The 24,622-nt window shown below is 42.9% G+C and carries 25 protein-coding genes; 18 read left to right on the forward strand and 7 right to left on the reverse strand.

Annotated elements, in window-relative coordinates; genetic code table 11:
- Nucleotides 1-281: 281 nt before the first annotated feature.
- Nucleotides 282-470 carry a GHKL domain-containing protein gene (locus tag ABUA34_RS04745; protein WP_120000172.1) on the forward strand — a complete coding sequence of 63 codons (189 nt, stop codon included), beginning with the start codon at nucleotides 282-284 and terminating at the stop codon, nucleotides 468-470.
- A 43-nt stretch (nucleotides 471-513) separates the two neighbouring features.
- Nucleotides 514-1,338 carry a hypothetical protein gene (locus ABUA34_RS04750; RefSeq protein WP_349822929.1) on the forward strand — a complete coding sequence of 275 codons (825 nt, stop codon included), beginning with the start codon at nucleotides 514-516 and terminating at the stop codon, nucleotides 1,336-1,338.
- Nucleotides 1,339-1,490: 152 nt separating this feature from the next.
- Here ABUA34_RS04750 and ABUA34_RS04755 read toward each other — a convergent pair whose 3' ends face one another.
- The 3 genes from ABUA34_RS04755 to ABUA34_RS04765 are packed head-to-tail and all read right to left on the reverse strand — an operon-like array spanning nucleotide 1,491 to nucleotide 3,481.
- On the reverse strand, nucleotides 1,491-2,399 hold the full coding sequence (locus tag ABUA34_RS04755) for a TlpA disulfide reductase family protein (RefSeq protein ID WP_349822930.1): 909 nt from the start codon (nucleotides 2,397-2,399) through the stop codon (nucleotides 1,491-1,493).
- 40 nt (nucleotides 2,400-2,439) lie between these two features.
- On the reverse strand, nucleotides 2,440-3,345 hold the full coding sequence (locus ABUA34_RS04760) for a 4Fe-4S binding protein (protein ID WP_349822931.1): 906 nt from the start codon (nucleotides 3,343-3,345) through the stop codon (nucleotides 2,440-2,442).
- Nucleotides 3,338-3,481 (reverse strand): CD1871A family CXXC motif-containing protein, encoded by a 144-nt coding sequence (locus ABUA34_RS04765; RefSeq protein ID WP_349822939.1) that lies wholly within the window; start codon nucleotides 3,479-3,481, stop codon nucleotides 3,338-3,340. The genes ABUA34_RS04760 and ABUA34_RS04765 overlap by 8 nt, the downstream gene beginning before the upstream one ends.
- A gap of 154 nt (nucleotides 3,482-3,635) precedes the next feature.
- Here ABUA34_RS04765 and ABUA34_RS04770 point away from each other — a divergent pair, with 154 nt between their 5' ends.
- Entirely contained in the window at nucleotides 3,636-4,274 is a 639-nt protein-coding gene (locus tag ABUA34_RS04770) for a response regulator transcription factor (RefSeq protein ID WP_238050552.1), read from the forward strand.
- Complete coding sequence (locus ABUA34_RS04775) at nucleotides 4,271-5,413, forward strand: HAMP domain-containing sensor histidine kinase (RefSeq protein ID WP_015533238.1); 1,143 nt, start codon at nucleotides 4,271-4,273, stop codon at nucleotides 5,411-5,413. Before ABUA34_RS04770 ends, ABUA34_RS04775 begins: the two co-directional genes overlap by 4 nt.
- A gap of 40 nt (nucleotides 5,414-5,453) precedes the next feature.
- Here ABUA34_RS04775 and ABUA34_RS04780 read toward each other — a convergent pair whose 3' ends face one another.
- Nucleotides 5,454-6,395, reverse strand: coding sequence for a glycosyl hydrolase (locus ABUA34_RS04780; RefSeq protein ID WP_349822932.1), 942 nt, complete (start codon nucleotides 6,393-6,395; stop codon nucleotides 5,454-5,456).
- A gap of 136 nt (nucleotides 6,396-6,531) precedes the next feature.
- On the opposite strand from ABUA34_RS04780, the gene ABUA34_RS04785 reads away from it, so the two are divergent.
- Entirely contained in the window at nucleotides 6,532-7,383 is an 852-nt protein-coding gene (locus ABUA34_RS04785) for an AraC family transcriptional regulator (protein ID WP_022217166.1), read from the forward strand.
- A gap of 71 nt (nucleotides 7,384-7,454) precedes the next feature.
- Here ABUA34_RS04785 and ABUA34_RS04790 read toward each other — a convergent pair whose 3' ends face one another.
- Nucleotides 7,455-8,855 (reverse strand): MATE family efflux transporter, encoded by a 1,401-nt coding sequence (locus tag ABUA34_RS04790; protein ID WP_055273615.1) that lies wholly within the window; start codon nucleotides 8,853-8,855, stop codon nucleotides 7,455-7,457.
- Between the two features lie 292 nt (nucleotides 8,856-9,147).
- Here ABUA34_RS04790 and ABUA34_RS04795 point away from each other — a divergent pair, with 292 nt between their 5' ends.
- The 13 genes from ABUA34_RS04795 to ABUA34_RS04855 all read left to right on the forward strand — a co-directional run bounded on the left by ABUA34_RS04795 (nucleotide 9,148) and on the right by ABUA34_RS04855 (nucleotide 22,393).
- A complete protein-coding gene (locus ABUA34_RS04795; protein ID WP_022058839.1) occupies nucleotides 9,148-9,819 on the forward strand; it encodes a hypothetical protein in 672 nt (223 codons plus the stop codon).
- The gene (locus ABUA34_RS04800; RefSeq protein ID WP_119203105.1) at nucleotides 9,800-10,780 is read left to right on the forward strand and encodes a biotin--[acetyl-CoA-carboxylase] ligase; all 981 of its coding nucleotides are present in this window, start codon (nucleotides 9,800-9,802) and stop codon (nucleotides 10,778-10,780) included. Before ABUA34_RS04795 ends, ABUA34_RS04800 begins: the two co-directional genes overlap by 20 nt.
- Nucleotides 10,781-10,987: 207 nt before the next feature.
- On the forward strand, nucleotides 10,988-12,196 hold the full coding sequence (locus ABUA34_RS04805) for an NADP-dependent isocitrate dehydrogenase (protein WP_015533231.1): 1,209 nt from the start codon (nucleotides 10,988-10,990) through the stop codon (nucleotides 12,194-12,196).
- 209 nt (nucleotides 12,197-12,405) lie between these two features.
- Nucleotides 12,406-12,789 (forward strand): VOC family protein, encoded by a 384-nt coding sequence (locus tag ABUA34_RS04810; protein ID WP_022217162.1) that lies wholly within the window; start codon nucleotides 12,406-12,408, stop codon nucleotides 12,787-12,789.
- A 27-nt stretch (nucleotides 12,790-12,816) separates the two neighbouring features.
- Nucleotides 12,817-13,350: a nitroreductase family protein gene (locus ABUA34_RS04815; RefSeq protein ID WP_015533229.1), complete on the forward strand. Its 534-nt coding sequence runs from the start codon at nucleotides 12,817-12,819 to the stop codon at nucleotides 13,348-13,350.
- 143 nt (nucleotides 13,351-13,493) lie between these two features.
- Nucleotides 13,494-14,435 carry a zinc finger Ran-binding domain-containing protein gene (locus tag ABUA34_RS04820; protein WP_349822933.1) on the forward strand — a complete coding sequence of 314 codons (942 nt, stop codon included), beginning with the start codon at nucleotides 13,494-13,496 and terminating at the stop codon, nucleotides 14,433-14,435.
- A gap of 376 nt (nucleotides 14,436-14,811) precedes the next feature.
- Nucleotides 14,812-16,341 (forward strand): hypothetical protein, encoded by a 1,530-nt coding sequence (locus ABUA34_RS04825; RefSeq protein ID WP_055143907.1) that lies wholly within the window; start codon nucleotides 14,812-14,814, stop codon nucleotides 16,339-16,341.
- A 339-nt stretch (nucleotides 16,342-16,680) separates the two neighbouring features.
- Nucleotides 16,681-16,968, forward strand: a complete 288-nt coding sequence (gene gatC / locus ABUA34_RS04830; RefSeq protein WP_015533226.1) for an Asp-tRNA(Asn)/Glu-tRNA(Gln) amidotransferase subunit GatC — start codon at nucleotides 16,681-16,683, stop codon at nucleotides 16,966-16,968.
- 22 nt (nucleotides 16,969-16,990) lie between these two features.
- Nucleotides 16,991-18,454 (forward strand): Asp-tRNA(Asn)/Glu-tRNA(Gln) amidotransferase subunit GatA, encoded by a 1,464-nt coding sequence (gatA, locus tag ABUA34_RS04835; protein ID WP_172676629.1) that lies wholly within the window; start codon nucleotides 16,991-16,993, stop codon nucleotides 18,452-18,454.
- Between the two features lie 3 nt (nucleotides 18,455-18,457).
- Nucleotides 18,458-19,888, forward strand: a complete 1,431-nt coding sequence (gatB, locus tag ABUA34_RS04840; protein WP_022217158.1) for an Asp-tRNA(Asn)/Glu-tRNA(Gln) amidotransferase subunit GatB — start codon at nucleotides 18,458-18,460, stop codon at nucleotides 19,886-19,888.
- Between the two features lie 2 nt (nucleotides 19,889-19,890).
- On the forward strand, nucleotides 19,891-21,372 hold the full coding sequence (locus ABUA34_RS04845) for a sugar transferase (protein WP_022217157.1): 1,482 nt from the start codon (nucleotides 19,891-19,893) through the stop codon (nucleotides 21,370-21,372).
- Nucleotides 21,373-21,403: 31 nt separating this feature from the next.
- A complete protein-coding gene (locus tag ABUA34_RS04850; RefSeq protein WP_022217156.1) occupies nucleotides 21,404-22,150 on the forward strand; it encodes a glycosyltransferase family 2 protein in 747 nt (248 codons plus the stop codon).
- 30 nt (nucleotides 22,151-22,180) lie between these two features.
- Nucleotides 22,181-22,393, forward strand: a complete 213-nt coding sequence (locus ABUA34_RS04855) for a toxin-antitoxin system HicB family antitoxin (RefSeq protein ID WP_022217155.1) — start codon at nucleotides 22,181-22,183, stop codon at nucleotides 22,391-22,393.
- Nucleotides 22,394-22,450: 57 nt separating this feature from the next.
- Here the strand turns inward: ABUA34_RS04855 and ABUA34_RS04860 are convergent, their stop codons facing one another.
- Together ABUA34_RS04860 and ABUA34_RS04865 are read right to left on the reverse strand one after the other, a co-directional pair.
- Complete coding sequence (locus ABUA34_RS04860) at nucleotides 22,451-23,674, reverse strand: UDPGP type 1 family protein (RefSeq protein ID WP_349822934.1); 1,224 nt, start codon at nucleotides 23,672-23,674, stop codon at nucleotides 22,451-22,453.
- 63 nt (nucleotides 23,675-23,737) lie between these two features.
- Nucleotides 23,738-24,466 (reverse strand): glycosyltransferase, encoded by a 729-nt coding sequence (locus ABUA34_RS04865; protein WP_349822935.1) that lies wholly within the window; start codon nucleotides 24,464-24,466, stop codon nucleotides 23,738-23,740.
- Nucleotides 24,467-24,622: the final 156 nt, after the last annotated feature.

The following is a 24,622-nucleotide window of genomic DNA, read 5'->3' on the forward strand; positions in this document are numbered from 1 at the left end:
GGTTCTGATTAGCAGCCTACTACAAAGCATTTGATTTAAGATGGTATGGGTGATGTAATCTGAAATGTAAATATTTTGCTTAACTATAGGGGTTGATGGAAATGCGATTGATTTATTATTCTTGGATATTGATTTGATTACGACCAGCGGCGTAGATATAGGACAGTATATTCGGCATAGACTGAATAATTACAGCATGGAGATTGTGTTTATGTGTCTTCTGAGAAGGATAATGCAGAGCCGGAATGAGCAGCAGATAGTGCCGAGTGTGGCTCTGATAATTGTGCCGATTATCAGTATATGGTCAACTGCGTAAATCAGGGAGACATTTCCTTACCACCAAAGATGATTCGTATAATCATGGCATGGGTTTACAGAGAGTACAGGATGTTGTGAATCAAAATAATGGCGAGATACAGTTTGAAGCCACTGAAAATACTTTCATAGTCAGAGTTATATTGTTCAATTAACGTAAAGGGGGTATCGTACATCTGTTGTGTGCGAGAAAGAGAAATGGGAACATTGGAAGTGGACAAGAGTCTTAAAGCGGCGTTTAAGGAAACGCTGGAACCGCATGGGTTCAAGAAAGTAAAGGGGAGGTATCCGCACTTTGTGAGGATGGCAACTCCTGAGATTATTCAAGTCATCAACTATCGGCTGGAGCAGGCGTTGTCGCCGCAGTTGGAAGAAAAACGGTTTGAGGTATACTGTGCGGTCGGCAGTATATACCGCCCGGAGATCAATCTGAACCGGTCTGTGTATGCCAGCATGGATTGGATAAATACTACGCATCTGGATATGTATGTTAAGGCGAAATACAATGGCATACCGGTGTATGAGAATGAACAGCCGGGGGTTGATTATATCATCAAAAAGGGAGATGAAGCTTCTCTCAGAGAACAGATTGCGTTTGCCATGACAGGAATTGAGCATTATGTAATTCCGGCATTTGACAAGGTGGTGGATTTAAAGACATGCGTGGATTATTTAGAGTTATATGCTTTTAGTAATTTGTATATCAGCAGAAAAACTGAATGTAATGGGGATGTATTTATTTTGCCGGCAAAGTATCCGAATAAAGAATCCTATAGAGTGAAAGTGCAAAGTGATTTTCATGAGGAAAAAAGAATAGTGATGCAACGTGTTTCAGAAGGGAAAATGACAGAAGAAGAAGGTAAACAGGAACTGCTTTGGTATGAAAGGCGGTTTTGTGACAATATTGAAAGATATGGGAAATTTTTTGGAGATGAAGCAACCAAAAAAGAAGTTTCACAATTAAAGGCAGAGCGCGCAGAAAAAAATTTAAACGCAATACGTGCGATGGGAATCGAAGTGTAAAAGACGGGGGGCAAAAAGAAGGGAGTAAGCATATGAAATTTTATTGCACGGGAAAAGGTCATCTGGTTTCTTGAAAACCGGATGACCTTTTTTGAAAAGCAGAAAGGCTTCTTGTCCTTTCATTAGTATATTCAATTTAAAGTCAACTATAATTATTTATCCTTGTTATCAGCGTCGATCACTGACTGGATCTGTTTCATGAGAGAGTCGTAGTTAGCCTGATCGTCGATCCCTCCAAGCATAGGCTCTCCGACAATATTACCATTTCTATCGACTAGTATGGTTGTAGGAAATGCCATGATGTCGGAGGCATATTTGCCTATGCTGGAATCAGAGTCAACGGAGATATTGCGGTATTTTGCACCCTGGCTGTCAAGAACGGCTGCGGCTTCCTTGATAGCATCTTCGTTTCCGTCAAATGTCTCTGTGTTGATACCTACTACTTCGCCGCCCATCGATTTGATGGCATCATTTAATTCATTAAGCTTGGACAATTCTGCGACACAAGGCTTGCAGCCGGTAAACCAGAAATTAACGACAGTTACTGCATTATTGGAAAACAGGCTTTCGTCAACAGAATTACCGTCAAAATCCTTGCTGGAGAAACTTTTGAAAGGTGAGATTTCCTCGGAACTGTCGTTCTGGTCGGTGCTTTTTGATCCTGCATTTTTATTTTCGATTTCGGTTATCTGCTTTTCAATCTGTCTGATAGTTTCAATATCATCGTTAAGTGTTTTCAGTTCATCATCCGTAAAGGATTCCTTGTTTGATTCAACTATACCGGCCAGATAATCGGCATAATCTCCGCTTGGATCAGCATCGCTTTTATTCATCATGCCAAACACCTTGTTCCATACATCCTGGTGATCTGCAAAGATCTGGTTCTCCTGCTGATATAGATCATCCAGCTTTGTGTTGGAATTGTCCACAGCTTCAGTTGTGGATTCTGTCTGGGTTTTCTGTGAGTTCTCAGTGGTGGCAGATCCTGATCCGTTACATGCAGTGAGGGATAATGCTGCACAGAGAGTGATAATAGATATTAATGTTCTTTTTGTCTTCATAAATAATTGCTCCTTTAAATAATATTAATGTGGTTGATTGTTACATGTTGGTTTTGGAAGATTGCTTATGTCCCTTTTGGGAACATGGCTTTCCCATAAACTGATAGTGGATCGCGTCTTTTGGACATGCCTTTATACATGCTCCGCATCGTATACATTCCGGATGATTTGGTGTTTTGCATACATCTACATCCATTTTGCATGCCTTTGAACACTTACCGCATCCGACACATTTGCTGCTTTCAACCTTGATACTCATAAGGCTGACCTTGTTGAATAATGAGTAGATTGCGCCGAGAGGACAAATCCATTTACAGAAGGGTCTGTAGAACAGAATACTCAGAACGACAACTGTAATTAAAATAAGGCATTTAAATGAAAACAGCTTTCCGAGTGCAGAGCGTATAGCTGCATTTCCGAGTGAAAGTGGTATAGCACCTTCCAGAACACCTTGTGGACAAATATACTTACAGAAGAACGGGTCTCCCATTCCTATGGAGTTCGTTACAAGCATCGGCAGAAGTATAACGAAAACAATAAGGATTATATATTTCAGGTATCTTAGTGGTTTCAGCCTGGCTGTGGAAAACTTTTTCCCGGGGATTTTGTGAAGCAGATCCTGAAACCATCCAAATGGACACAAAAACCCACATATAAATCTTCCGAGGATCACACCGATTAAAATGAAAAAACCGGTTATGTAGTAAGAAAATTTAAATTTGGATGATCCGACGACCGCCTGAAATGCACCAATGGGGCACGCTCCTGTTGCAGCAGGACAGGAGTAACAGTTTAGTCCCGGTACGCATACTGTTTTTGCATTGCCCTGATAGATCTTGCCTTTAAATAAATTGGGGATGTGAATATTGGTAAGCAGCGTGGCTGCTGCCTGTATCCATCCGCGTATTCTGGCTGTTTTTTTTGACAGTGATTTGTTCTTATCCAATTCCTACACACTCCAGACATAATTTTATTGCTTTGCTGAGCACGGCAGCCGCTTCACCTCTGACTGCACCATAGCTGATCATAGCTATACCCGTGATGAGTAAAATGATCTGAGATATTTTCCTGTACTTCAAGATATTGCAGCTCCTTTCATGATTGTGTTTGTTGACCAGCTGACTTGGTTATTATACAATAGCTGTTGTAAAATTTTTGTTAAGAAGGATTTTGGTTAAGAAACAGGTGACAGTTTTGAGATTATTGATAGTTGAAGATGAGAAGCAGATATGTGATATGGTTGCGAAAAGCCTGTATGATGCCGGGTATGAGGTGGATACCTGTTATGACGGAGAAGAGGCTCTTGAATGCATTCTGTCAGAGGAATATGACCTGATCGTTCTGGATCTGAATCTGCCGGGTATGGATGGAATGGAGATTTTAAAGGAACTCAGACAGAAAAATGAGGAGACAAAGGTTATCATATTATCTGCGAGGGGACAAATTGCGGATAAGGTTGAAGGGCTGGATGCAGGTGCAAATGATTATATGGAAAAACCATTTCATTTGCAGGAGCTTGAGGCGCGTATCAGAAGTCTTACAAGAAGAAAATTTGTACAGAAGGATGTATGTCTGGAAAGTGGCGGGATAAAGTTTGACACGATAAAACGTGAGGCATACGCAAAAGGAGAAAAGGTTCCCCTTACAAGAAAAGAAAATGGAATCCTGGAATATCTGCTTCTTAATCTGGGCAGACCGGTAAGCCAGGAGGAATTGATGGAACATGTCTGGGATGCTTCGGTTGACAGTTTCAGTGGAGCGATCAGAGTACATATGTCTTCGCTGAGAAGAAAGCTTAAGGCAGTGCTTGGATATGATCCGATTTTGAACAAGGTGGGAGAAGGCTATAAAATACGAGAGGAGTCCGACAGATGAAAAGAATGTCGCTGCAGTGGAGGCTTACCTGTATAATCACATTATATATTGCGCTTATATGTGGATGCCTTACTTTGCTTGTCTATAAAAATGGAGTGTATTATATTGATTCTCTGCAAGAAACCGTTGATGCCCAGGGAGATGATAATGGGAGCGGTACTGATGAAATATATATCAGTATTCCGGAGGATAAGTGGGATGAATTTGCAAATGATTTTTCTGTTAAGGTGTACAATAATAAGGCAGATTACAAGAAAAACAGCCTGATAATTTCTGCCTTGCTGGCCCTGCTTGGCGGAGTAGCTACATATTTTATAAGTGGGCATGCACTAAAGCCTATCAGTGAGTTTTCTGATAAAATTGAAGAGGTACAGGCACAGAATCTGGCAGATTCACGAATAGAAGAAAACAATGTTAAAGAACTGAACCAGCTCAGCGTTTCATATAACAAGATGCTTGAACGCCTCTCGGATGCATTTGAGATACAGCGACAGTTTACTGCAAATGCAGCACATGAGCTCAGAACTCCACTGTCTTTAATGCAGATACAGCTTGATTCATATAATTCTTCCCGGCATCCGGGAGATGATGAAGTCACTCTGCAGACGATAAAGATGGTAACTGAACAGAATGAGAGACTCAGCAAAATGGTAAAGACACTTCTTGATATGAGTGAGCTTCAAACTGTGAGCCGGGATGATAAAATAATGGTCGACGCGCTTGTTGATGAGGTATTGGCGGATCTGGAACCTCTTGCACAGGAAAAGGATATAGAACTTATTGGAGAATGTACGGATGTAACGATGATAGGAAGTGACATCCTTATTTACAGGATGTTATACAATCTTGTTGAGAATGCTATAAAATATAACCGCACAGGAGGACGGGTTACAGTGACAGCGCGTCAGAAGGAAAAACACGTTTACCTGTCAGTAGAGGATACCGGAAATGGTATCCCGGAAGAATTGAAGGATCGCGTGTTTGAACCTTTCTTTCGCGTGGATAAATCCAGAAGCCGTGAGCTTGGCGGCGTAGGACTGGGACTTGCTCTTGTCCGCGAGATCGTGATAGTGCATGATGGTAATATTGCAGTTAAGTCTAATCCGTCTGGAGGAACGATTTTTGAAGTCGTTTTATAAAGTGAGCATTACAGCCGTTACATATAACAGACTTACCCACTTACTTTCCGGTAACAGCATATTGGCTGTCATACATAGCCTTAAGATTTTCGTTGGAATTGAATTTTTCTCCTATGCAGAATTTTTCAGACCATGTCATGTAGTATGCCCATGGAGTGTGTGACTTCTCCAGAAGATGTATATCCGGTATATATCCGACTTCGGTAAGGGCAGCAACCTTGTTCGGAGAGGTAGCTTCTACAAGCTTTGTATATTCTTCACTGTAATCGGTTGCTGTGTATTCCGGCAGATATATGTCCATGGAGACAATATCAACGAAGTCATCTCCAGGGTATACGCCTTTTGTAGGACAGTTCCATACCCATATAAGGTTGTTGATGTTCAGTACATTTGTATAGTAGTCGAACATGAGTCTGTAGAGCTTTGCCGCAACAGCAGGACCTTTGGCACCCCACCAGAACCAGGTGCCCTCGGACTCGTGGAAAGGTCTCCACAGAACCGGGATATCTTCAAGCTGGAATCTTCGGAGTTCCTTTGCGATGATGTCCATATCGTGGTAGAAAGCATCACGTTCTCTTGTTCCTGGAATGAGCACCTTTTCAGCGTCGAAGTCAGTGTGCTCTGTGTAGAAACTCTTGTCACGACCTCCAATCGGAGAGAACCAGTGAAATGTGAAAGTGACAATGCCATTTGTTTTCTTTGCCCATTCGAGAGCGGTGTCAAGGGTATCCTGATTTTCATATACCTCTGTGAGACATTCTGCGGATGCATCATTATAGTTTATGTTTGGCGAGTATCCAAGCAGCTCGAAACCTCTGAGTGCCGGACATTTGCCTGTCTGTTCGTATATATAGTCAATCTCCTCCATAGAATTGGTCTGTGTGTGCTGACCTGTTATTATTTTTTTACCAGAAATCTCCGATAAATAATCCAACAGATTCTGTGCTGAATGCGATATGTGCTTGTTTGCTGCTTTCTGCATCTTATTTTCTCCTTCATTAGTATGTGTTTGATATGCTTTTATCATATACAAATAAATGTAATAATTGTATTATATAAAGAGCAAAAAATTGTATAAACCTATCATGATACAACTTGGATCGTAGGGGGAGACTGCTATGGAAATATTTGAGTACATTGATGAGATGAAACAGCCATATGATATATTTTACACAGATTGTGTGCATTCTGAATTGCACTGGCACTATTACAGTGAGATGCTTTATATAGTCAGCGGATCTATCCGGGTGATCTGCAATGATGGAGAGACGGTTCTCAGAAAAGGGGATATGTGCTACCTATATCCGCTGCAGCTTCACAGTATAAAGGCGGATAAGACCTGTACGGAATCGGTGAAGTATGCGGTCATAAAGTTTAATATGTATACACTGGGCATTCCCCAGACTTATATAAGGAAAATGTATGATTGCTTTGTATACAGGACGGAGACTACAGATTTCTGTATGGTTATAAGGTCTGAAAAACTAAAAGAAAGTATGGCAGATATTGTTCAGGATATATTTGAGGAGTATACGGAAAAACGGGAGATGTACATGCTTGCGGTTCAGTCTGGGATATATAAGCTGCTCATCATCATGGCAAGACAAATGAAAACAAATGGAGATTTTAAGTATAAGAGGTCGGATGGTGATGTGTATTTCAATCACATACTGGAATATATAGATGCGCATTCGTCAGAACAGATTGAGGTTAAAGATCTGGCAGAAATGTGCAGTATGAGTTATTCACACTTTGCCAGATCATTTAAGGCTCGTTATGGAAGATCGTGTAAGGAATACATATTGTATATAAGGCTCAATAAGGCGCAGAACATGCTGCTGTATTCGGATTATTCCATGGAATATATTGCGCAGGAAAATGGCTTTTCGGACAGCAGTTATTTTATCCGGGTGTATAAAAAATGGAGGGGGATCACTCCGAAACAGGAAAGGATGCAGAACAGACTTTAGTATCCCAATAGGGTGCAAATGAAACAGACTCACATGTGATCGAGACACAAGTGAGTCTGTTCATAAACCGATTATATTGTTGCCGTTGCGGACTTTGCACGGCTGATTTTATTTCCCCCGAATTTTCGTCTCAGCTGTTTCATAACCCACAGGTACGCAGGTATCAGGAAGAGATCAGCACATACCCATGCAAGCGGACTTCCTAGTGATACGCAGATGAAACCGAAATGAGGCACCAGCACGAAACCGGCAACAGAACGGGCAATCATCTCACATATGCCTGCAAGTATGGCGAAAGTCGAGTATCCAAGCCCCTGTATCATGAATCTTACGATATTCACAAGAGCCAGGAATATGTAGAATGCGGCGTTGATAACTACGAATTCATATATGTAGCCGATAAGCTCAATCTGTTCCTTCTTTACAAAGAGAAGTGCAAGCTGCTTTCCGAATACGATGGAGAAAGCCAGAGCCACGAGGGCATATATGATTCCCATCTTGATACAGGCTTTAAGTCCCTGATCAACACGGTCAAGACGTCTGGCACCAACATTCTGACCTCCGTATGTTGCCATGGTGGAGCCCATTGCATCGAAAGGACAGCACATGAACATGGAAATCTTGCTTCCTGCTGATACGGCTGCAACATATGTTGAACCCATATCATTGACTGCGGTCTGAAGAATGACACTGCCTATGGCGGTTATGCTGTACTGCAGGCCCATAGGCAGACCCATACCGCAGAGCTTAAGGCAGTGGCGCATGCTGAATGTCCAATCCTCTTTACTGAATTCAAGATACTTCAGTTTCTTTGTCATGTATATCGTACATATGATTCCTGACACTGCCTGTGAAGCTACTGTGGCAACTGCAGCTCCGGCGACGCCCATAGGAACAACAAGTATAAGATCAAGTATTATGTTGACAATTGATGAACCCACAAGGAATATGACAGGTGTGATACTGTCTCCGAGTGATCTCAGTATTCCGGCAGTCAGGTTGTAGAGGAAGGTTGCCGGAATGCCCAGGAATATTATAAATATGTATATATATGCATCATCGATGATATTCGAAGGTGTTCTGAGAGCCTTGAGTATCTGCATGGTAAAGATACTTACTGCTACTGTTATAACAGCAGCCAGTGCAACGGATGACCATATACTGTTGATTATATATGCCTTAAGAGCCTTGAAATCCTTCGCACCGTAAGCCTGTGCAACAGGGATTGCAAATCCGTTGCAGATTCCTATACAGAAACCGAGTATCATGAAGTTGATGCTTCCGGTGGAACCCACCGCCGCCAGCGCGTCAGTTCCAAGCTTCTGCCCGACTATGACAGAATCTACCATATTATAAAACTGCTGAAATATCAGACCAAAGAGAAGGGGCAGACCAAAGTTCAATATAAGCTTTGAAGGCTTTCCTTCAGTTAGGTCTTTTGTGCCACTGATGCGCGCAATAAAATTCTTCATGTGATTCACCTCTCAAAAATCTAGTTGTTTGTTTATAAATTGCTTGTTTTCACGATATCGTGTGTTTGCTAGTTAATCACCTTTTAATGATTTTATATATGGAAAAAGGTGATTAAACGTGGTAAAATGTAAACACTTTTGTAATGCTGGAAACTTGATATATATTAGTCTCTGAACTAATATAAGTATAGTCGTAAAAGTGATGAAAAAAGAGAAAATAATTGTGCATAAAGCGCATGGATACAAACCAGGGTAATGTCGATAACGATAATGACCTGGCGGGGGATATGGAATGAGCAGAGATAGCGATAAAAAAAATAATAAAAAAAAGAACGATAAAAAGATTGGCAAGAATAATAAAACGGGCAGAGAAGAAATCAGAAATATAAATAGTATGAACGGTGGCACAGCAAAATCTTACAGGCAGAAAGTTCTTGTGAATCAGGCAGGAAAGCTAGTGGATGAGCTTGAGCGGGCGAGACGAGAGGAGCAGGAGTCCCAGATTGATGGAATAATCAGACAGAAGGTTATCAAGAGAAAGAATACCAGGGCTGCCTATCGTATTGTGGGAATAGTATTTATACTGATTGGAATCGCGTGTATGTGGTGGGCCATGGGAGGTCACTACAGGTTTTTGAAGGCGGCGGTTTCTATAGCAGCCATGGCATATGGGTTTTATATTGTAAGGGCGTCATTCAGGAGTGCAGCATATGATGCTACATATCTGTTTGGACAGGACAGGATAACGATACTTCAAAAGGGTGGAAGTAAGATCATACCATATGAAGCAGTGACGGGTTATACAATGATAGAACCAGATCCTGAGATGAAGTATTATATTTTAAAGTTCGACAGGGGGAAGGAGAGTTATGTAGTGCCGTTTGCCGGGGCGAAGGCAAAATGTGAGGCAGTGTACAATATTTTCAGAGAGAAGGTAAGAACAGATGAAAAAGAAAATTCTTGAAAAACTCCAGAGTACGGATGGTTTTGTATCAGGACAGGAATTATGTGAGCTGCTGGGTGTGTCAAGAACCGCAGTGTGGAAAAATATACAGGCTCTGAAAAATGATGGATATGTCATAGAAGGAGTTAATAATAAAGGCTATAGGCTGGTTAGCGTTCCTGATGTCATGTCTGAGGAAAATATATCGAGGTACCTCAACACGAAGACATTTGCAAGAAAACTCTACTACTATGATGAAACTGATTCAACAAACACCCGCGCTAAGATTGTTGGTGAGACGGATCCTGTACACGGCGCATTGTTTGTTGCAAATGAGCAGACGGCAGGAAAAGGCCGGAGGGGACATAGCTGGAATTCAGATAAGGGAACAACGATATCCATGTCGTATCTGCTAAAACCGGATATAGATATCTCGTGCGTATCCAGGATAACTCTGGTGTCGGCGGTTGCACTTGCAAGAGCATTCGGCAAAGTGGATGGTGTCAAGCCTCAGATAAAGTGGCCCAACGACGTACTTTCAGATGGAAAGAAGCTTGTCGGAATACTTACAGAGATGAGTTCAGAGGGAACTGATATTAGTTATGTTGTCGTGGGAATTGGTATAAATGTATATAACCAGAGTTTCCCGGAGGACATTGCGGACAAGGCGACATCAATTCTTCTGGAGAACGGCAGGGGATGTGACAGGTCATGGTTCATAGCGCAGGTGTCAAATGAGTTTGAAAAACTATATGATGAGTTTGTAAAAAATAAAGATCTGGGATTTCTTGTTGATGAGTACAACAGTTATCTTGTGAACAAGGATAAGCAGGTATATGTCATAGAGGGAGATCAGAAAACTGAGTATACAGCCTTGGGACTTTCCCCTGACGGCGGACTTCTTGTCAGGGATGCTGATGGAGCTGTGCGCGATATAATATCAGGTGAAGTATCCGTCAGAGGCATATATGGATATGTATGATATATGATAAACATTCGTTTTCATGTCAGCATATGGGGCTTAATAATATTAATAAATGGCAGGCATGATTCAAAAAAACTAGAAATATAGCCACTTATGGTTTATAATCGGCAGAGGGTATATAATATAACTTAGAAAATTCAAAGAATTATAAAAACATTCAAAAATAAAATTCAAAAAAGAAATATAAAAATGGAGGACATAAACATGGAAAAGATTCAGATGACCACACCACTTGTAGAGATGGATGGAGATGAGATGACCAGAATTCTCTGGCAGTATATAAAGGATGAGCTTATTTATCCATTTATCGATCTCAAGTCAGAGTACTATGACCTTGGACTTGTACATAGAAATGAGACAGATGACAAGGTAACATTTGACTCAGCATACGCAACACAGAAGTATGGCGTAGCTGTAAAGTGTGCTACTATCACACCTAATGCGGCAAGAGTTAAGGAGTACAATCTCAAGGAGATGTGGAAGAGCCCTAACGGAACCATCAGAGCGATCCTTGATGGTACAGTGTTCAGAGCACCTATCGTAGTAAAGGGAATCGAGCCATGTGTTAAGAACTGGAAGAAGCCTATCACCATCGCAAGACATGCATATGGTGATGTATACAAGAGCGTAGAGATCGATGTTCCAGGTCCTGGAACTGCAGAGCTTGTATTCACAGGCGATGACGGACAGGTTATAAAGGAGACTATACATAAGTTTGATGGCCCTGGTGTTCTTCAGGGACAGCACAACGTGGACAAGTCTATTGAGAGCTTTGCAAGAAGCTGTTTCAAGTATGCGCTTGATACCAAGCAGACACTGTGGTTTGCCACAAAGGATACCATATCAAAGAAGTATGACCATACATTCAAGGATATCTTCCAGGAGATATTCGATGCAGAGTATAAGGAGCAGTTCGATGCAGCAGGTATTGAGTACTTCTACACACTTATAGATGATGCGGTTGCCCGTGTTATGAAGAGTGAAGGCGGTTACATCTGGGCATGTAAGAATTATGATGGAGATGTAATGAGTGATATGATCTCATCAGCATTTGGTTCACTTGCCATGATGACATCAGTTCTCGTATCCCCTGATGGAAAGTATGAGTACGAGGCAGCACACGGAACAGTTATGAGACATTACTACAAGCACCTTGCCGGTGAGGAGACATCAACCAACTCAGTTGCAACTATCTTCGCATGGTCAGGAGCACTCAGAAAGCGTGGAGAGCTTGATGGAATCCAGGCACTTCAGGATTTTGCAGACAAGCTCGAGGCTGCAACCATCAAGACTATAGAAGATGGCAAGATGACAAAGGATCTGGCTCTCATCACAACTCTCGAGAACCCAACAGTCCTCAACAGTGAGAACTTTATCAAGGCTATCAGAGAGACACTTGAGGGTATGCTCTAAGAATGAAATTGTGTAACGGGCTGATTACAGACGTTGCTTTTAACGGGATATCACCTTTATTCATACAAATGGATAAAGGTGATATTTTTATGCCATTGTGTAAAATGTGGCATTGGGTTAAAATAGCTTATATAGCATGCCTATAGCAGCATGCATATAGTAGTTTGTCTATCTGAGTGTAGCGTATAAGATAATGAGGAGTTGCATTTATGAGAATTGAGCATGTTGCGATGTATGTGAATGATCTTAAAGCTGCGAAGAATTTTTTTGAGAAATATCTGGGAGCATCAGCAAATGAGGGATATCATAATAAAACGACGGACTTCCGTTCATATTTTCTCACATTTGATGATGGCGCAAGGCTTGAGATAATGAACAGGCAGGGAATGGATGATTCTGAAAAGACACTTAACAGAACCGGATTGATACATATAGCATTCAGTGTGGGAAGCAAAGAAAAAGTTGATGAGCTTACCAGACAGCTTGCGGAGGATGGCTATGAGGTGACAAGTGGACCGCGGACGACAGGCGATGGATACTATGAGAGCTGTGTGGTCTGCATAGAGGATAATCAGATAGAGATAACGGTATAGGAATGACAGAATAGGAGGTAAAAGACAATGGATAATCAGGTATTAGAGGTAATAAAAAAGAGAAGCTCAGCGAGAGCATACAGTGATGAAGAGGTTATGAAGGAGCAGCTTGAGAAGGTCATCGAGGCTGGGCTTCAGGGACCTACAGGTATGAATAAGAAAGAGATACATTTTACAGTTGTTAAGGGTGATGCTCCAATTCTGGAAGAGCTTGATGCAGAGAAGCGTGCACTTCGCGGACAGGATAAGCAGCCTCACAATTTCTATTATGAGGCTCCGGTGCTCATATTCTTAAGCGCTGAGGATGACTTCAAGTGGAGCAAGGTGGATTCAGGAATTGCAGTTCAGAATATGGCTATAGCGGCAGAGAGCATGGGGCTCGGAAATCTGATAATCGGTTGCGTGTATGATGCACTTCACGGGGAGAAGAAAGCATATTTTGACAAGGCACTTGCAATACCGAAGGGATATTCATTCCAGATAGCTCTTGCCGTTGGACACAAGACTGACAACAAGACACCACATGATTACGATGTTGCTGCGCAGGTAAGTTATCTGTAGTATATATGGGGAGGATATTGCGTATGGGAAAACTTGTAATGGGGTATTGAGACTGCCCATATTGTAGTACGAAACATATAGAAGGAACGAAGCGTGAGTGTCCGTCCTGCGGAAAGCCGAGGGGACAGGAAGTTAAGTTCTATATGGATGGAGTGCGGTATTTGCCCGCGGAGGAGAGTCAGACAAAGGGAAAAGGTGCCGACTGGTTATGTGATCATTGTGGCAATTACAATTCAGCTCTTAACACACGGTGCAGCAGCTGCGGTGCTGAACGAGGTGCGAAGGATAAGGGGTATTTTGACGTCAGGAAAGAGCAGGACGCAAGGAATGCCAGGAATGCATCAGGTACAGGAACGGCTGCCGACGGACAAAAAGGCGGGCAGGGCAATCGGAAAAGAGGACATTCATTTGGAGCATGGAAGATAGTGCTGATCGGCATGCTTGTGATAGCGGCTATAATCGGACTTACGGCGATCATAGCCATGCCAAAGAAGAGGACAGTCACAGTCAGGGATATGACATGGAAGACCAGTGTTGATGTGGAGAAATATATTCTGTGTGATGAAGACGACTGGGAACTCCCCGAGGGTGCCACGCTAAAGACCACGAAACAAGAGGTGCACCATACTGAACAGGAATATGTTGGTGAGCGTGAGGAGACCTATGATTCATATGAGGTGATAGGTTCCCATGTGGAGTACAGCTATGAGGACAATGGAGATGGAACCTTCTCTGAAGTTGCAAATGATGTGGACGATTATGGATATGTGACGAGAACGAGGTCTGTTCCGGTGTATAGAGATAAGCCTATATACAGGACGAAGTATTATTATACAATATGGCGGTGGAAGTACGACAGGACGGAGACCGCCGAGGGCGGTGGAAAGACACCGGAATACCCAGATCCCCAGCTCACAGACAAGGAGAGGCTAAGGAAAAAATCAGTTGAATATGAAGTCACATGTGAAGTGAAGGATAAGGAAAAGACATATAAAGTTGAAAAGTCTATATATGACAAACTTGACATAGGTGAGACATATAAAGTCAGGGCTGACTCTGAGGAGATAGTGAGTATCATAGAGTAAAGACTTAAGAACACGGAGGCGGGCAAAAGTGACAAAGCAGTCAAAGCCTGGTAAGGATAAAAATTCAGATATTGAGAGATATCCGTATCTGGTGGCTGAGCTGTCATGACAGATTGCGGGATATGCTTATGTGGGACCATTTCATGACAGACCGGCATACGACTGGTCAGTGGAGACATCGATATATGTGGATAGGAATATAAGGCATATTGTTGATCCTGAGAGACCATTCTGACCTGCCTGGCTCATCCCCGGATGGATAAGACATAGTGAAAATTATGTCGAATCTGTTCGGGGATTTTTTTATTATAACGAATATGCGGGAAGTCTGTTGAATACTATGTATTTGAGACGAAATAGTTAAGGCGGACATTGAATGAGAGGTAACCATGATAATGGGATGTGCTTTCAGACTATGCAGCTCATAGCAGTTGCAGTGGCGATGGTTTTTGTGCTTTGCGTGACGGCGGGGACTATAGGAGCACTTGCAAAGGCGGATGATGGCAGTTATATGCTGCAAAGCAGCTCTGCAACGGAGCTAATGGGGGACTTTGGTGTGATATGTTTTGACACACTGTATGCACAGACACATCTTCACAGTAACTTTATCACAAGGACACTCAGTGCAAATTCAAACTCGGGACTCAGAAATTCGTATGGAGTATATGAGGAATTCTACTTTGAAAATGCTGAACGGATGTGTGGCTGTGTGTCGGATGCAGGAACTGATATGCTTTATACAGGAGCGAAAGTCAGGAGAGCAGATGGCGGTGAAATATATATCCGCATGAATGATGGTACCCAGACAAAGCTTGACAGTCCGGCAAATGTCAGAACCGATGCAGAAATTGAAGATGATGGTGAATATTCTAAATATGCAGATATGGCTGATATACAGAGAAAGTTTATTGACTATAGTCAGAAACTTAGGACTTATGCAGACACAGAGGGTACTGTGGATGTTGATATAACAGGTGATATGAACGATAGAAGTGTGTCAGTAAATGGTAGCGGACTGCATGTGGTATCCATGGATTACAGTCAGCTCGCCGCGGGCACAAATCCGATATATTTTGAGTTCCCGGATTATGGTGATGATACGGTGCTGCTCATGAATATTGATCTGGCAGGTATCCAGAATGCTGTTCTGGGCGATCTGATACTTGGAAGCAAGAGCGATGCAAAGGCAAACGATAATGGTAATTTTTATAATGCCTACAACAGAATGTATTTTAACTTCTATGACAGCTCGGCAGCAGATGGACAATTTGGCGGAAGCATAACATTTGCGGGCAGGGGATTTGGAACAGTGATAGCTCCAGAGGCAGCGGTAAATCTCGGACACAACTGGGATGGTTGTGTGGTGAGTGAAGTATTCTCAAACGGAGGAGAGTTCCACAGAGTACCGGGAAATGATTTCCTGGATGAAGAGCCAACGACAGAGGGTACGACGACCGAAGATACGACAACCGAAGATACGACAACGGAGGACACGACAACCGAAGACACAACCACGGAAGACACAACGACAAAGGATACGACAACGGAAGATACCACAACAGAAGACACGACGACAGAGGACACGACAACAGAAGATACCACAACAGAAGATACCACAACAGAAGATACCACAACGGAAGACACGACAACAGAATCAACAACAGGAACAACAACAGAGGATACCTCAACAGAAACTACGACGGGTACAACTACAGAGTCGACCACGGAACGTACTACATGGAGCACAACAGGAACGACAATAACCATGACAACTACGCGCAGCACTCCGCCGGTGAGACATCCAGATACTGGTGACAGGCTGCCCGTGAAAGAAGTGGCAGGTGTGGTCATTCTGGCGCTTATGGGAAGTGCGGGGATATTAATATATAAAAAAATAAGAAAGTAGACATATTCTATTGAAATAGGACATAGAGCTGGGCTACAGCTTGGTCGTGTTCAGGAGATAGTCAGGCCAGGGAGACATTAGTAAAATACAGTTAGTACTGTATATAATTTAAATAGAGTTACAGCACCGCCATGTATGCAGCGTTTTACATGGCGGTGTTTTGCGTAATACAGGTAAAAATGCCCATAGTCTTGCATAATATCCCAGGATGTGATATATTTTAGGGGAATTTTGTAGTACAAAATACCATGGCGGGAGAATGTGTTTACATTATTTGACACAGAATAATAAGAAGGCACATTCTTTATTTTTGCTCATTAAAGATAGGAGAACAAGAACATGACGATAACTGATGAAACAATTGATTATGTTGGAATCCTTGCAAAGCTTGAGCTCTCCCCGGAGGAGAAGGAGCAGGCAAAGAAGGATATGTCAGACATGCTTGATTATGTCAGCAAACTGAATGAACTTAATACAGACGGTGTGGAGGCTATGAGCCATACATTCCCATACAACAATGTGTTCCGTGAGGACGTTGTTGTAAATGGAGACGACAGAGAGAACATGCTGAAGAATGCGCCAGAGCAGAAGGATGGCTGCTACAAGGTGCCAAAGACATTTGACTAGGAGGTAGGCTGAAGTGAATTTAATGGGTATGACGGCTGTAGAGCTGGGAAAAGCTATTAAAGATGGACAGGTGAGCGTAGTTGAAGCGACACAGGCCTGTCTTGACAGCATCGAGGCGTGCGAGAAAGATTATAATAGTTTTGTCACGGTTGATCGTGAAGGAGCACTTGCCCAGGCGGAGGAAGTGCAGAAGAAGATAGATGCGGGAGAGCTCAATGGTCCTCTTGCAGGAGTTCCGATAGCAATAAAGGACAATATGTGCCAGGAGGGTGTGCAGACAAGCTGTTCATCCAAGATTCTGTCAAATTTTGTTCCGACATATACAGCTGAGGCCGTTGTGAAGCTCAAGGAAGCAGGAGCGGTTATAGTAGGACATACCAACATGGATGAGTTTGCCATGGGAAGTACAACCGAGACATCATATTTTGGTGAGACAAGAAATCCATGGGATACAAATAGAGTTCCAGGTGGTTCATCAGGTGGATCAGCGGCAGCAGTTGCCGGTGAGGAGGTGCCATGTGCCCTCGGTTCAGATACCGGTGGATCTATCAGACAGCCGGCTTCATTCTGCGGTGTTACCGGAATCAAGCCAACCTATGGAAGAGTGTCAAGATACGGACTTATAGCATACGGTTCATCACTTGACCAGATCGGACCACTTGCGAAGAATGTAGAGGACTGTGCGACGATCCTTGAGATCATATCACAGTATGACAAGAAGGATTCAACATCAGTTAACAGAGATGACAATGATTTTACAAGCGCACTTGTGGATGATGTGAAAGGCCTTAAGATCGGTCTTCCAAGAGACTATTTCACAGAGGGACTTGAGCCTGAGATAAAGGAAGCCGTGTATGGAGTAGCTGAGGCTTTGAAGGCAAAGGGAGCTATTGTTGAGGAGTTTGATCTTGGAATGGTTGAGTATGCTATTCCTGCTTACTATATCATTGCATCGGCGGAGGCAAGTTCTAACCTTGAGAGATTCGACGGTGTAAAATATGGTTACAGAACACCAGAGTACACAGATCTTCACAACATGTACAAGAAGAGCCGTTCAGAAGGATTTGGCCCTGAGGTCAAGAGAAGAATCATGCTCGGTTCATTTGTGCTGAGTTCAGGCTATTACGATGCATATTATGTAAAGGCCCTCAAGGCAAAGGCGCTCATCAAACAGGCGTATGACAAGGCGTTTGAGAAGTATGATATCATTCTCGGACCTGTTGCACCTACAACAGCACTGAAGATGGGAGAGTCACTCTCAGATCCTATCAAGATGTATCTGGGAGATGTGTACACAGTCCCTGTAAATCTTGCAGGACTTCCGGGAATATCACTTCCATGTGGAACTGATAAGGATGGAATGCCTATAGGTGTGCAGATGGTTGGAGATGCATTTGACGAAAAGACCATTATTAGGGCAGCGTATGCATTTGAGCAGACTAGAGAGTACAAGAGACCTGCACAGGTTTCAGAAAGGGGGCTGTAAGAGATGGCAAAGACATATGAGACAGTCATCGGACTTGAGGTCCATGTAGAGCTTGCGACCAAGACAAAGATATTCTGCGGCTGCAGCACAGCATTTGGAGGAGCTCCTAATACACATACATGTCCTGTATGTACAGGAATGCCGGGCTCACTTCCGGTACTTAACAAAGAGGTTGTGAATAAAGCGATTGCGGTTGGTCTTGCAACAAACTGCACTATCACACAGAATTGCAAGTTTGACCGAAAGAACTATTTCTATCCGGACAACCCACAGAACTACCAGATATCACAGCTCTACTATCCAATATGCAGGGATGGTAAGGTTGAGATAGAGGTTGACGGAGTTAAGAAATATGTGAGGATCCATGAGATACATATGGAGGAGGATGCAGGTAAGCTTGTCCATGATCCATATACAGACAGCTCACTTGTGGATTTCAACCGTTCAGGTGTGCCTCTTATAGAGATAGTATCTGAGCCTGACATGAGATCTGCGGAGGATGTAATAGCATATCTTGAAAAGCTCAGGGAGACGATACAGTATCTCGGAGCTTCAGACTGTAAGCTGAATGAGGGATCCATGCGTGCTGATGTCAATCTTTCGATCAGAGAGGTTGGCTCAGAGGAGTTTGGCACACGTACAGAGACCAAGAACCTGAACTCATTCAAGGCCATTGCCAGAGCCATAGAGAATGAGAGAGAGAGACAGATCGATCTCATCGAGTCTGGTGAAAATGTTGTCCAGGAGACAAGAAGATGGGATGATACTAAGGAGTATTCATATCCTATGAGATCCAAGGAGGATGCACAGGATTACAGATATTTCCCTGATCCTGACCTTGTACCTATCCACATCAGCGATGAGTGGCTCCAGCAGGTAAGGGATGCACAGCCTGAGTTCAGAGACGAGAAGAAGATAAGATACAAAGAGGAATATGCGATTCCTGACTATGATATAGACATCATCACGGCCTCCAAGAAGCTGGCAGATCTGTTTGAGGACGCGATTGCACTGGGAGCACCTGCAAAGAAGGTTTCCAACTGGATCATGGGAGAGACCATGAGACTGATGAAGGAGAACAGTGTTGATGCGGAAGACCTGAAGTTTTCAGCGGAGAATCTTGCGAAGCTCATCAAGCTTGTTGATGACAGGGTTATCAATGGCGGTGTTGCAAAGGAAGTGTTCGAAAAGATATTTGCAGATAATATAGATCCTGAGAAGTATGTCAAGGATAACGGACTTGCAACTGTTCAGGATGACAATGCACTTAAGGAGGCATGTCAGGTAGCCATAGATAACAATCCAAAGGCTGTTGATGATTACAGAGGCGGCAAGGAGAAGGCTCTCGGAGCACTTGTCGGACAGGTTATGAAAGCTATGAAGGGTAAAGCAGATCCTGGATCTGTCAACAAGATGCTTAGGGAGATGCTATAAATATGGAAGAAAACAGAAGAGTTAGAAAGAGGGACAGATACAAACGTCTCATAACAGTGGGTGAGGCCTGTGTACTCATCGCTGTGGAGCTGGTGCTGTTTGGACTCATGTGGTACCGGGACTATGAGGTAACGCTTACGCTTCCGTTCTGGAGAAGAGGAAACTGGGCAGTTATCGGAATGTATGGAATAATCATCATACTTTTCACCAAGCTTTATGGTGGTTACAGAGTCGGATTCTTCAGACTGCTTGATATAGTTTACTCACAGCTGCTGGCTCTCGTGTGTGCCAATGTAGTTGGTTACCTGCAGCTCTGTATAATCTGTCGTGACTATGTAAATCCGGTACCATTGTTAAAGGTAACCGGGCTTGAAACGATAGTGATATTGATTTGGATATTTGCGTGTAGATTTTTGTATGCGAAGATGTATCCGCCAAGGCATCTGCTGCTGGTATATGGATATAAGACTCCGATAGAGTTCATAGACAAGATCAATGCCCGTAAGGACAAGTATGTAATAGAAGACAGAATACATGTCAGCGAGGGCGAGCAGGCGATCAAGGAGAAGATACTCCAGTACGATGGAGTAATCATTTGCGAGACAAAGGCTTATATAAGAAATGAGCTTGTGAAGTATTGTTTTGAACACTCCATCAGATCGTATGTTGTGCCAAAGCTTTCCGACATAATCATATTAGGAGCTGAGCCTATTCATTTGTTCGATACGCCTATCCTCTTATCACGAAATCAGGGACTTACCGGTGACGATATGATCATTAAGAGGATCATGGATGTTATATGTGGATTTATACTGCTTGTCATAGCTTCACCATTTATGCTCATATCAGCACTTGCGATATGGCTGTATGACAGAGGACCGATATTCTACAAGCAGGACAGATTGACACTGAATGGCAAGGTGTTCAAGATCATCAAGTTCAGAAGTATGAAGATGGACTCCGAGGCAGGTGGAGCACAGCTTGCAAAGAAGGATGATGACAGAATAACCCCTGTGGGAAAATGGCTCAGAAAGCTGCATCTTGATGAACTGCCACAGCTTTTCAACGTACTCAAGGGTGATATGTCACTTGTCGGACCGAGACCTGAGAGACCGGAGATCGCCGAGCTTTATAAAAAGACATTCCCTGAGTTTGACTACAGACTCAAGATGAAGGCCGGACTTACGGGATATGCACAGGTTTACGGCAAATACAACACAACCCCTAGAGATAAGGTTAAGCTGGATCTTACCTATTATGAGCAGTATTCAATATGGCTTGATCTCAAGCTGATGCTCCTGACGGTAAAGATCATGTTCCAGAAGGAGACATCAGAGGGAATCGCATCAAATATGACCACGGCACTCAGGGATGGCGAGAAGGTACAGATACCTTCACCTGTAAATGTGAAGCCGGAAGGGCTTGATGAGTCTGAGGATGCATTCTATGACCTCGGAAAGACTGTGCAGAAAACAGATAAATAATAAGCGATATATATCGATGTAGGTGTGTGTGATGACTGGAGAAAAAGTATCGGTGATAATTCCGGCGTATAACAGCAGCAGAACCATTTATTCTGCGGTGGATTCAGTTATGAAGCAGGGGATTCCTGTGGAGGTCATAATAGTTGATGACTGTTCGACGGATGATCTGACAGGAGCACTTGATGGATACGCGGAAGATGACCGTGTGAATATCATCAGAAATGAAAAAAATATGGGAGTTGCAGCTTCGCGTAACCGCGGGGTTGCGGCTGCAACTTGCAGATACGTTGCATTTATAGATTCGGATGATCAGTGGCAGCCTGATAAACTGGCTAAACAGTTGAAGCTTATGGAGCAGACAGGTGCGGTTCTGTGTTCTACGGCCAGGGAGCTTGTGAACGAAGACGGATCCAGAACGGGAAAAGTGATCGGAGTTCCTGAAAAGGTCACCTATAAGATGCTGCTCAGAGGAAATGTGATCAATTGTTCATCGGTTGTGATGGACAGACAGGTTGCACTCAGATATCCGATGGGCAACGACGATATCCATGAGGATTATATTTGCTGGTTGCAGATACTGAAGGAATACGGAAGCTCGGTTGCGATAAATGAGCCGTTGCTATTATACAGGCAGATGAGAAACAGTAAGTCTGGTTCAAAACTGTCGTCTGCAAAAAAGACATTTGCCGTATACAGAAAAGTTGGATATGGAGTTATAAGAAGCTGCTTTTACTTCATGTGTTATGCGGTAAATGGTGTTGTAAAATATCTGTTCTGATAGGAATAAATTATATGGCGGAGAAAAGAAATGACGGATGGCAATAAGAAGAGAGGCCCGGGAAGGCCGACGGAAAAGAGAAAAGATACGATCCTGAGACTTAGGATAGATACAGATACTCATCGGAAGCTCAGTGAATGTGCGGCGGTGCGACAGGTATCTATGTCAGAGCTTGTCAGGGAAGCGATAGATGAGATATTCCGAAGAGAAAAAGAAAAACAGCAGAAGAATGAGGCAGAATAAAAATAACAGGTCGATGGCATATACCATCGACCTGTTATTTTGTTATATATTCATGGATTAAAGTGTGTAGCCGTTCTTTTTGAGGAGCTCTCTGGCTGAGTCTATAGAATCATTTCCTGTAGCATTCTTTATAGGAGCAAATTCCTTCTCTCTGTCGACCTCAAATGGAAGACATGTTCCCATATAAGCGATCATATCGAGGGCCAGTGTCTCAAATTTGTAGCCGTTTGGCTCTGATGGCTTGACGATCTCTCCATCCTCACCGACATAAGGGATAGCCTTCTTGACGATGTGGAGAGGCATACTTTCATTCATGATCTTCATCAGTCTGTCAACCGGGAAGATATAGTTTAATGTAACTCCATAGTTGTAAGCGTAATCGCCGTTGGCATCGCGCTCATCACGCATGGCATCTGTGAGTTCATAATACTCGACGATATATGGCTTTCCGTGGTTAGTACACAGGACGCCAACCTTCTCGTCAGGGTATGCTTTTTTGACAACCTTTCCGCCGGAGAGGAAGCCCTCTGTGAGAACTGCTCCGAGGAATACTGGGTCTGCAATTCTCTGAAGTACATTGTCAACTGAGAATACATTTATATACTTGATTCCGTATTTCGTGAGCTTGTCGAGGTGGCCTGCCTTGCAGAGGGATGAGAACCATCCACCGTTGCCGTTAGGAGACATGGCAACCTTTCCCTTCTCCTCGAGATATATCTTGCCGTTGAAGTCCACTGAAGGAACCATTTCCTGTTTAAAGAAATGAACATATTCAGGATTGTAACCGAAGTAGTCATGCTCTTTGAAGAATGATGTTGTGTCATCGTGGTTCTTCTCATTGGTCATGATGAAGAAATGGATCCAGGTATCTGCCATCTTCACAATATCGAGGGTGTGCTCGATGAGAAGCTGGAATATAAACATATCCTTGGTGACACCGACGTTGAAGGTTCCCTTAGGACCGGAGAATCCAAGACGGGTGCCCTGACCACCTGCCAGGAGGACCAGTGCCAGATCGCCAGCTTTGATGGCTTCAAGGCCTGCGTTCTTGTATATATCATACTTTTCTGCAATGCTGTCCATCTGGAGAGCTGCAACGGGAGCGATATCAGAATCACTTCCTGATGAATTGTGTCCGATCATATCGATAAGTGAGAAATCAATTTCACTGATCTGGTTCATGAGTGCTGCCTGTTCAGCCTCGCTGAGAGTATCATAATACTTTAATAAGTGTAGCTGTCCTTTTTCTTCGAGAAGCTTGTAAGCGTTTTCGTAATTCATAAAAATCTCCTTAATAAATGTGTAGTTTGTATTTATTTTCTCTATCCGTGTATAATCCCTAAATTAATGATATTTCTTCTTGATCTCAATAGTGTCTGTGAATACCTTCCAAATGTCCTTGATCTTGATCCTTCTTCCATCTGCTGCATCGTCCCTGCTGTAATTCAGGACGATAGGAGCTTCGGATATCGAATATCCCTGTCTGTGTGCAGCCACAAGAATTTCAATATCAAAAGCATAGCCCGATATGGAAAGGTTCTCGGCAATCGGCTTTATGACTTCTGCTTTGAAAAGCTTTATACCGGTCTGGGTGTCATGGATACCAAGATGAAACAGCATTTTGAGCATAATATAATAGCTGTAGCTCATGACTCTTCTAATAGGAGGATAATCAAGCTTGGATTCAGGGTGAAGCTTTGATCCTATGACTATGTCAGAACCGGTGTCCCTCATCTGCTTCATAAATGGCTTGAGAAGAGATGGACTCAGTTCAAGGTCTGAATCAAGGAATGCTATATATTTGCCGGAAGCTTTGGCAATTCCGGTTGTGATAGCATGTCCCTTTCCCTGATTGACATCATATCCTGTATCTACAATATGAGAATCCATTTCGGCTGCCTCGGCAATAAGTTTGCCTGTGGAGTCCTTGCTGCCGTCATTCACAGCGATTATCTCATAACGATGAAGAAAACGGCTGAGTATTCGGCTAGTCTCAAGAAGATTATCTATGATGTGCTGTTCTTCATTGTAGGCGGGCATAACCACCGACAAAGTAATATTGTTATTATCCATTTCCTGCTCCTTAAAAAATAAGCATTGATATTTAGACATTATTAATACGAGTATACTTTTTTATACATCATGTGTCAAATAAAATAGTGTTAATATGAAGGTGTTTATACTAATTAAGATATAATACATGTTGTAAAAGGAAAAAATATAATGTAT

It is taken from the genome of Coprococcus sp. RTP21428st1_C9_RTP21428_210409, from assembly GCF_040227395.1.
Classification (GTDB): domain Bacteria; phylum Bacillota; class Clostridia; order Lachnospirales; family Lachnospiraceae; genus Coprococcus; species Coprococcus aceti.

Excerpts from the sequence above, each read along its gene's own strand:
- ABUA34_RS04865 (WP_349822935.1), bottom strand. The coding sequence starts at position 24,466 with ATGGATAATAACAATATTACTTTGTCGGTGGTTATGCCCGCCTACAAT.
- ABUA34_RS04755 (WP_349822930.1), bottom strand. The coding sequence starts at position 2,399 with ATGAAGACAAAAAGAACATTAATATCTATTATCACTCTCTGTGCAGCA.
- gatB (WP_022217158.1), top strand. The coding sequence starts at position 18,458 with ATGGCAAAGACATATGAGACAGTCATCGGACTTGAGGTCCATGTAGAG.
- ABUA34_RS04780 (WP_349822932.1), bottom strand. The coding sequence starts at position 6,395 with ATGCAGAAAGCAGCAAACAAGCACATATCGCATTCAGCACAGAATCTG.
- gatA (WP_172676629.1), top strand. The coding sequence starts at position 16,991 with ATGGGTATGACGGCTGTAGAGCTGGGAAAAGCTATTAAAGATGGACAG.
- ABUA34_RS04860 (WP_349822934.1), bottom strand. The coding sequence starts at position 23,674 with ATGAATTACGAAAACGCTTACAAGCTTCTCGAAGAAAAAGGACAGCTA.
- ABUA34_RS04770 (WP_238050552.1), top strand. The coding sequence starts at position 3,636 with ATGGTTGCGAAAAGCCTGTATGATGCCGGGTATGAGGTGGATACCTGT.
- ABUA34_RS04845 (WP_022217157.1), top strand. The coding sequence starts at position 19,891 with ATGGAAGAAAACAGAAGAGTTAGAAAGAGGGACAGATACAAACGTCTC.
- ABUA34_RS04750 (WP_349822929.1), top strand. The coding sequence starts at position 514 with ATGGGAACATTGGAAGTGGACAAGAGTCTTAAAGCGGCGTTTAAGGAA.
- gatC (WP_015533226.1), top strand. The coding sequence starts at position 16,681 with ATGACGATAACTGATGAAACAATTGATTATGTTGGAATCCTTGCAAAG.
- ABUA34_RS04850 (WP_022217156.1), top strand. The coding sequence starts at position 21,404 with ATGACTGGAGAAAAAGTATCGGTGATAATTCCGGCGTATAACAGCAGC.
- ABUA34_RS04795 (WP_022058839.1), top strand. The coding sequence starts at position 9,148 with ATGAGCAGAGATAGCGATAAAAAAAATAATAAAAAAAAGAACGATAAA.
- ABUA34_RS04810 (WP_022217162.1), top strand. The coding sequence starts at position 12,406 with ATGAGAATTGAGCATGTTGCGATGTATGTGAATGATCTTAAAGCTGCG.
- ABUA34_RS04805 (WP_015533231.1), top strand. The coding sequence starts at position 10,988 with ATGGAAAAGATTCAGATGACCACACCACTTGTAGAGATGGATGGAGAT.
- ABUA34_RS04800 (WP_119203105.1), top strand. The coding sequence starts at position 9,800 with ATGAAAAAGAAAATTCTTGAAAAACTCCAGAGTACGGATGGTTTTGTA.
- ABUA34_RS04785 (WP_022217166.1), top strand. The coding sequence starts at position 6,532 with ATGGAAATATTTGAGTACATTGATGAGATGAAACAGCCATATGATATA.
- ABUA34_RS04820 (WP_349822933.1), top strand. The coding sequence starts at position 13,494 with ATGGATGGAGTGCGGTATTTGCCCGCGGAGGAGAGTCAGACAAAGGGA.
- ABUA34_RS04815 (WP_015533229.1), top strand. The coding sequence starts at position 12,817 with ATGGATAATCAGGTATTAGAGGTAATAAAAAAGAGAAGCTCAGCGAGA.
- ABUA34_RS04855 (WP_022217155.1), top strand. The coding sequence starts at position 22,181 with ATGACGGATGGCAATAAGAAGAGAGGCCCGGGAAGGCCGACGGAAAAG.
- ABUA34_RS04790 (WP_055273615.1), bottom strand. The coding sequence starts at position 8,855 with ATGAAGAATTTTATTGCGCGCATCAGTGGCACAAAAGACCTAACTGAA.
- ABUA34_RS04775 (WP_015533238.1), top strand. The coding sequence starts at position 4,271 with ATGAAAAGAATGTCGCTGCAGTGGAGGCTTACCTGTATAATCACATTA.
- ABUA34_RS04825 (WP_055143907.1), top strand. The coding sequence starts at position 14,812 with ATGAGAGGTAACCATGATAATGGGATGTGCTTTCAGACTATGCAGCTC.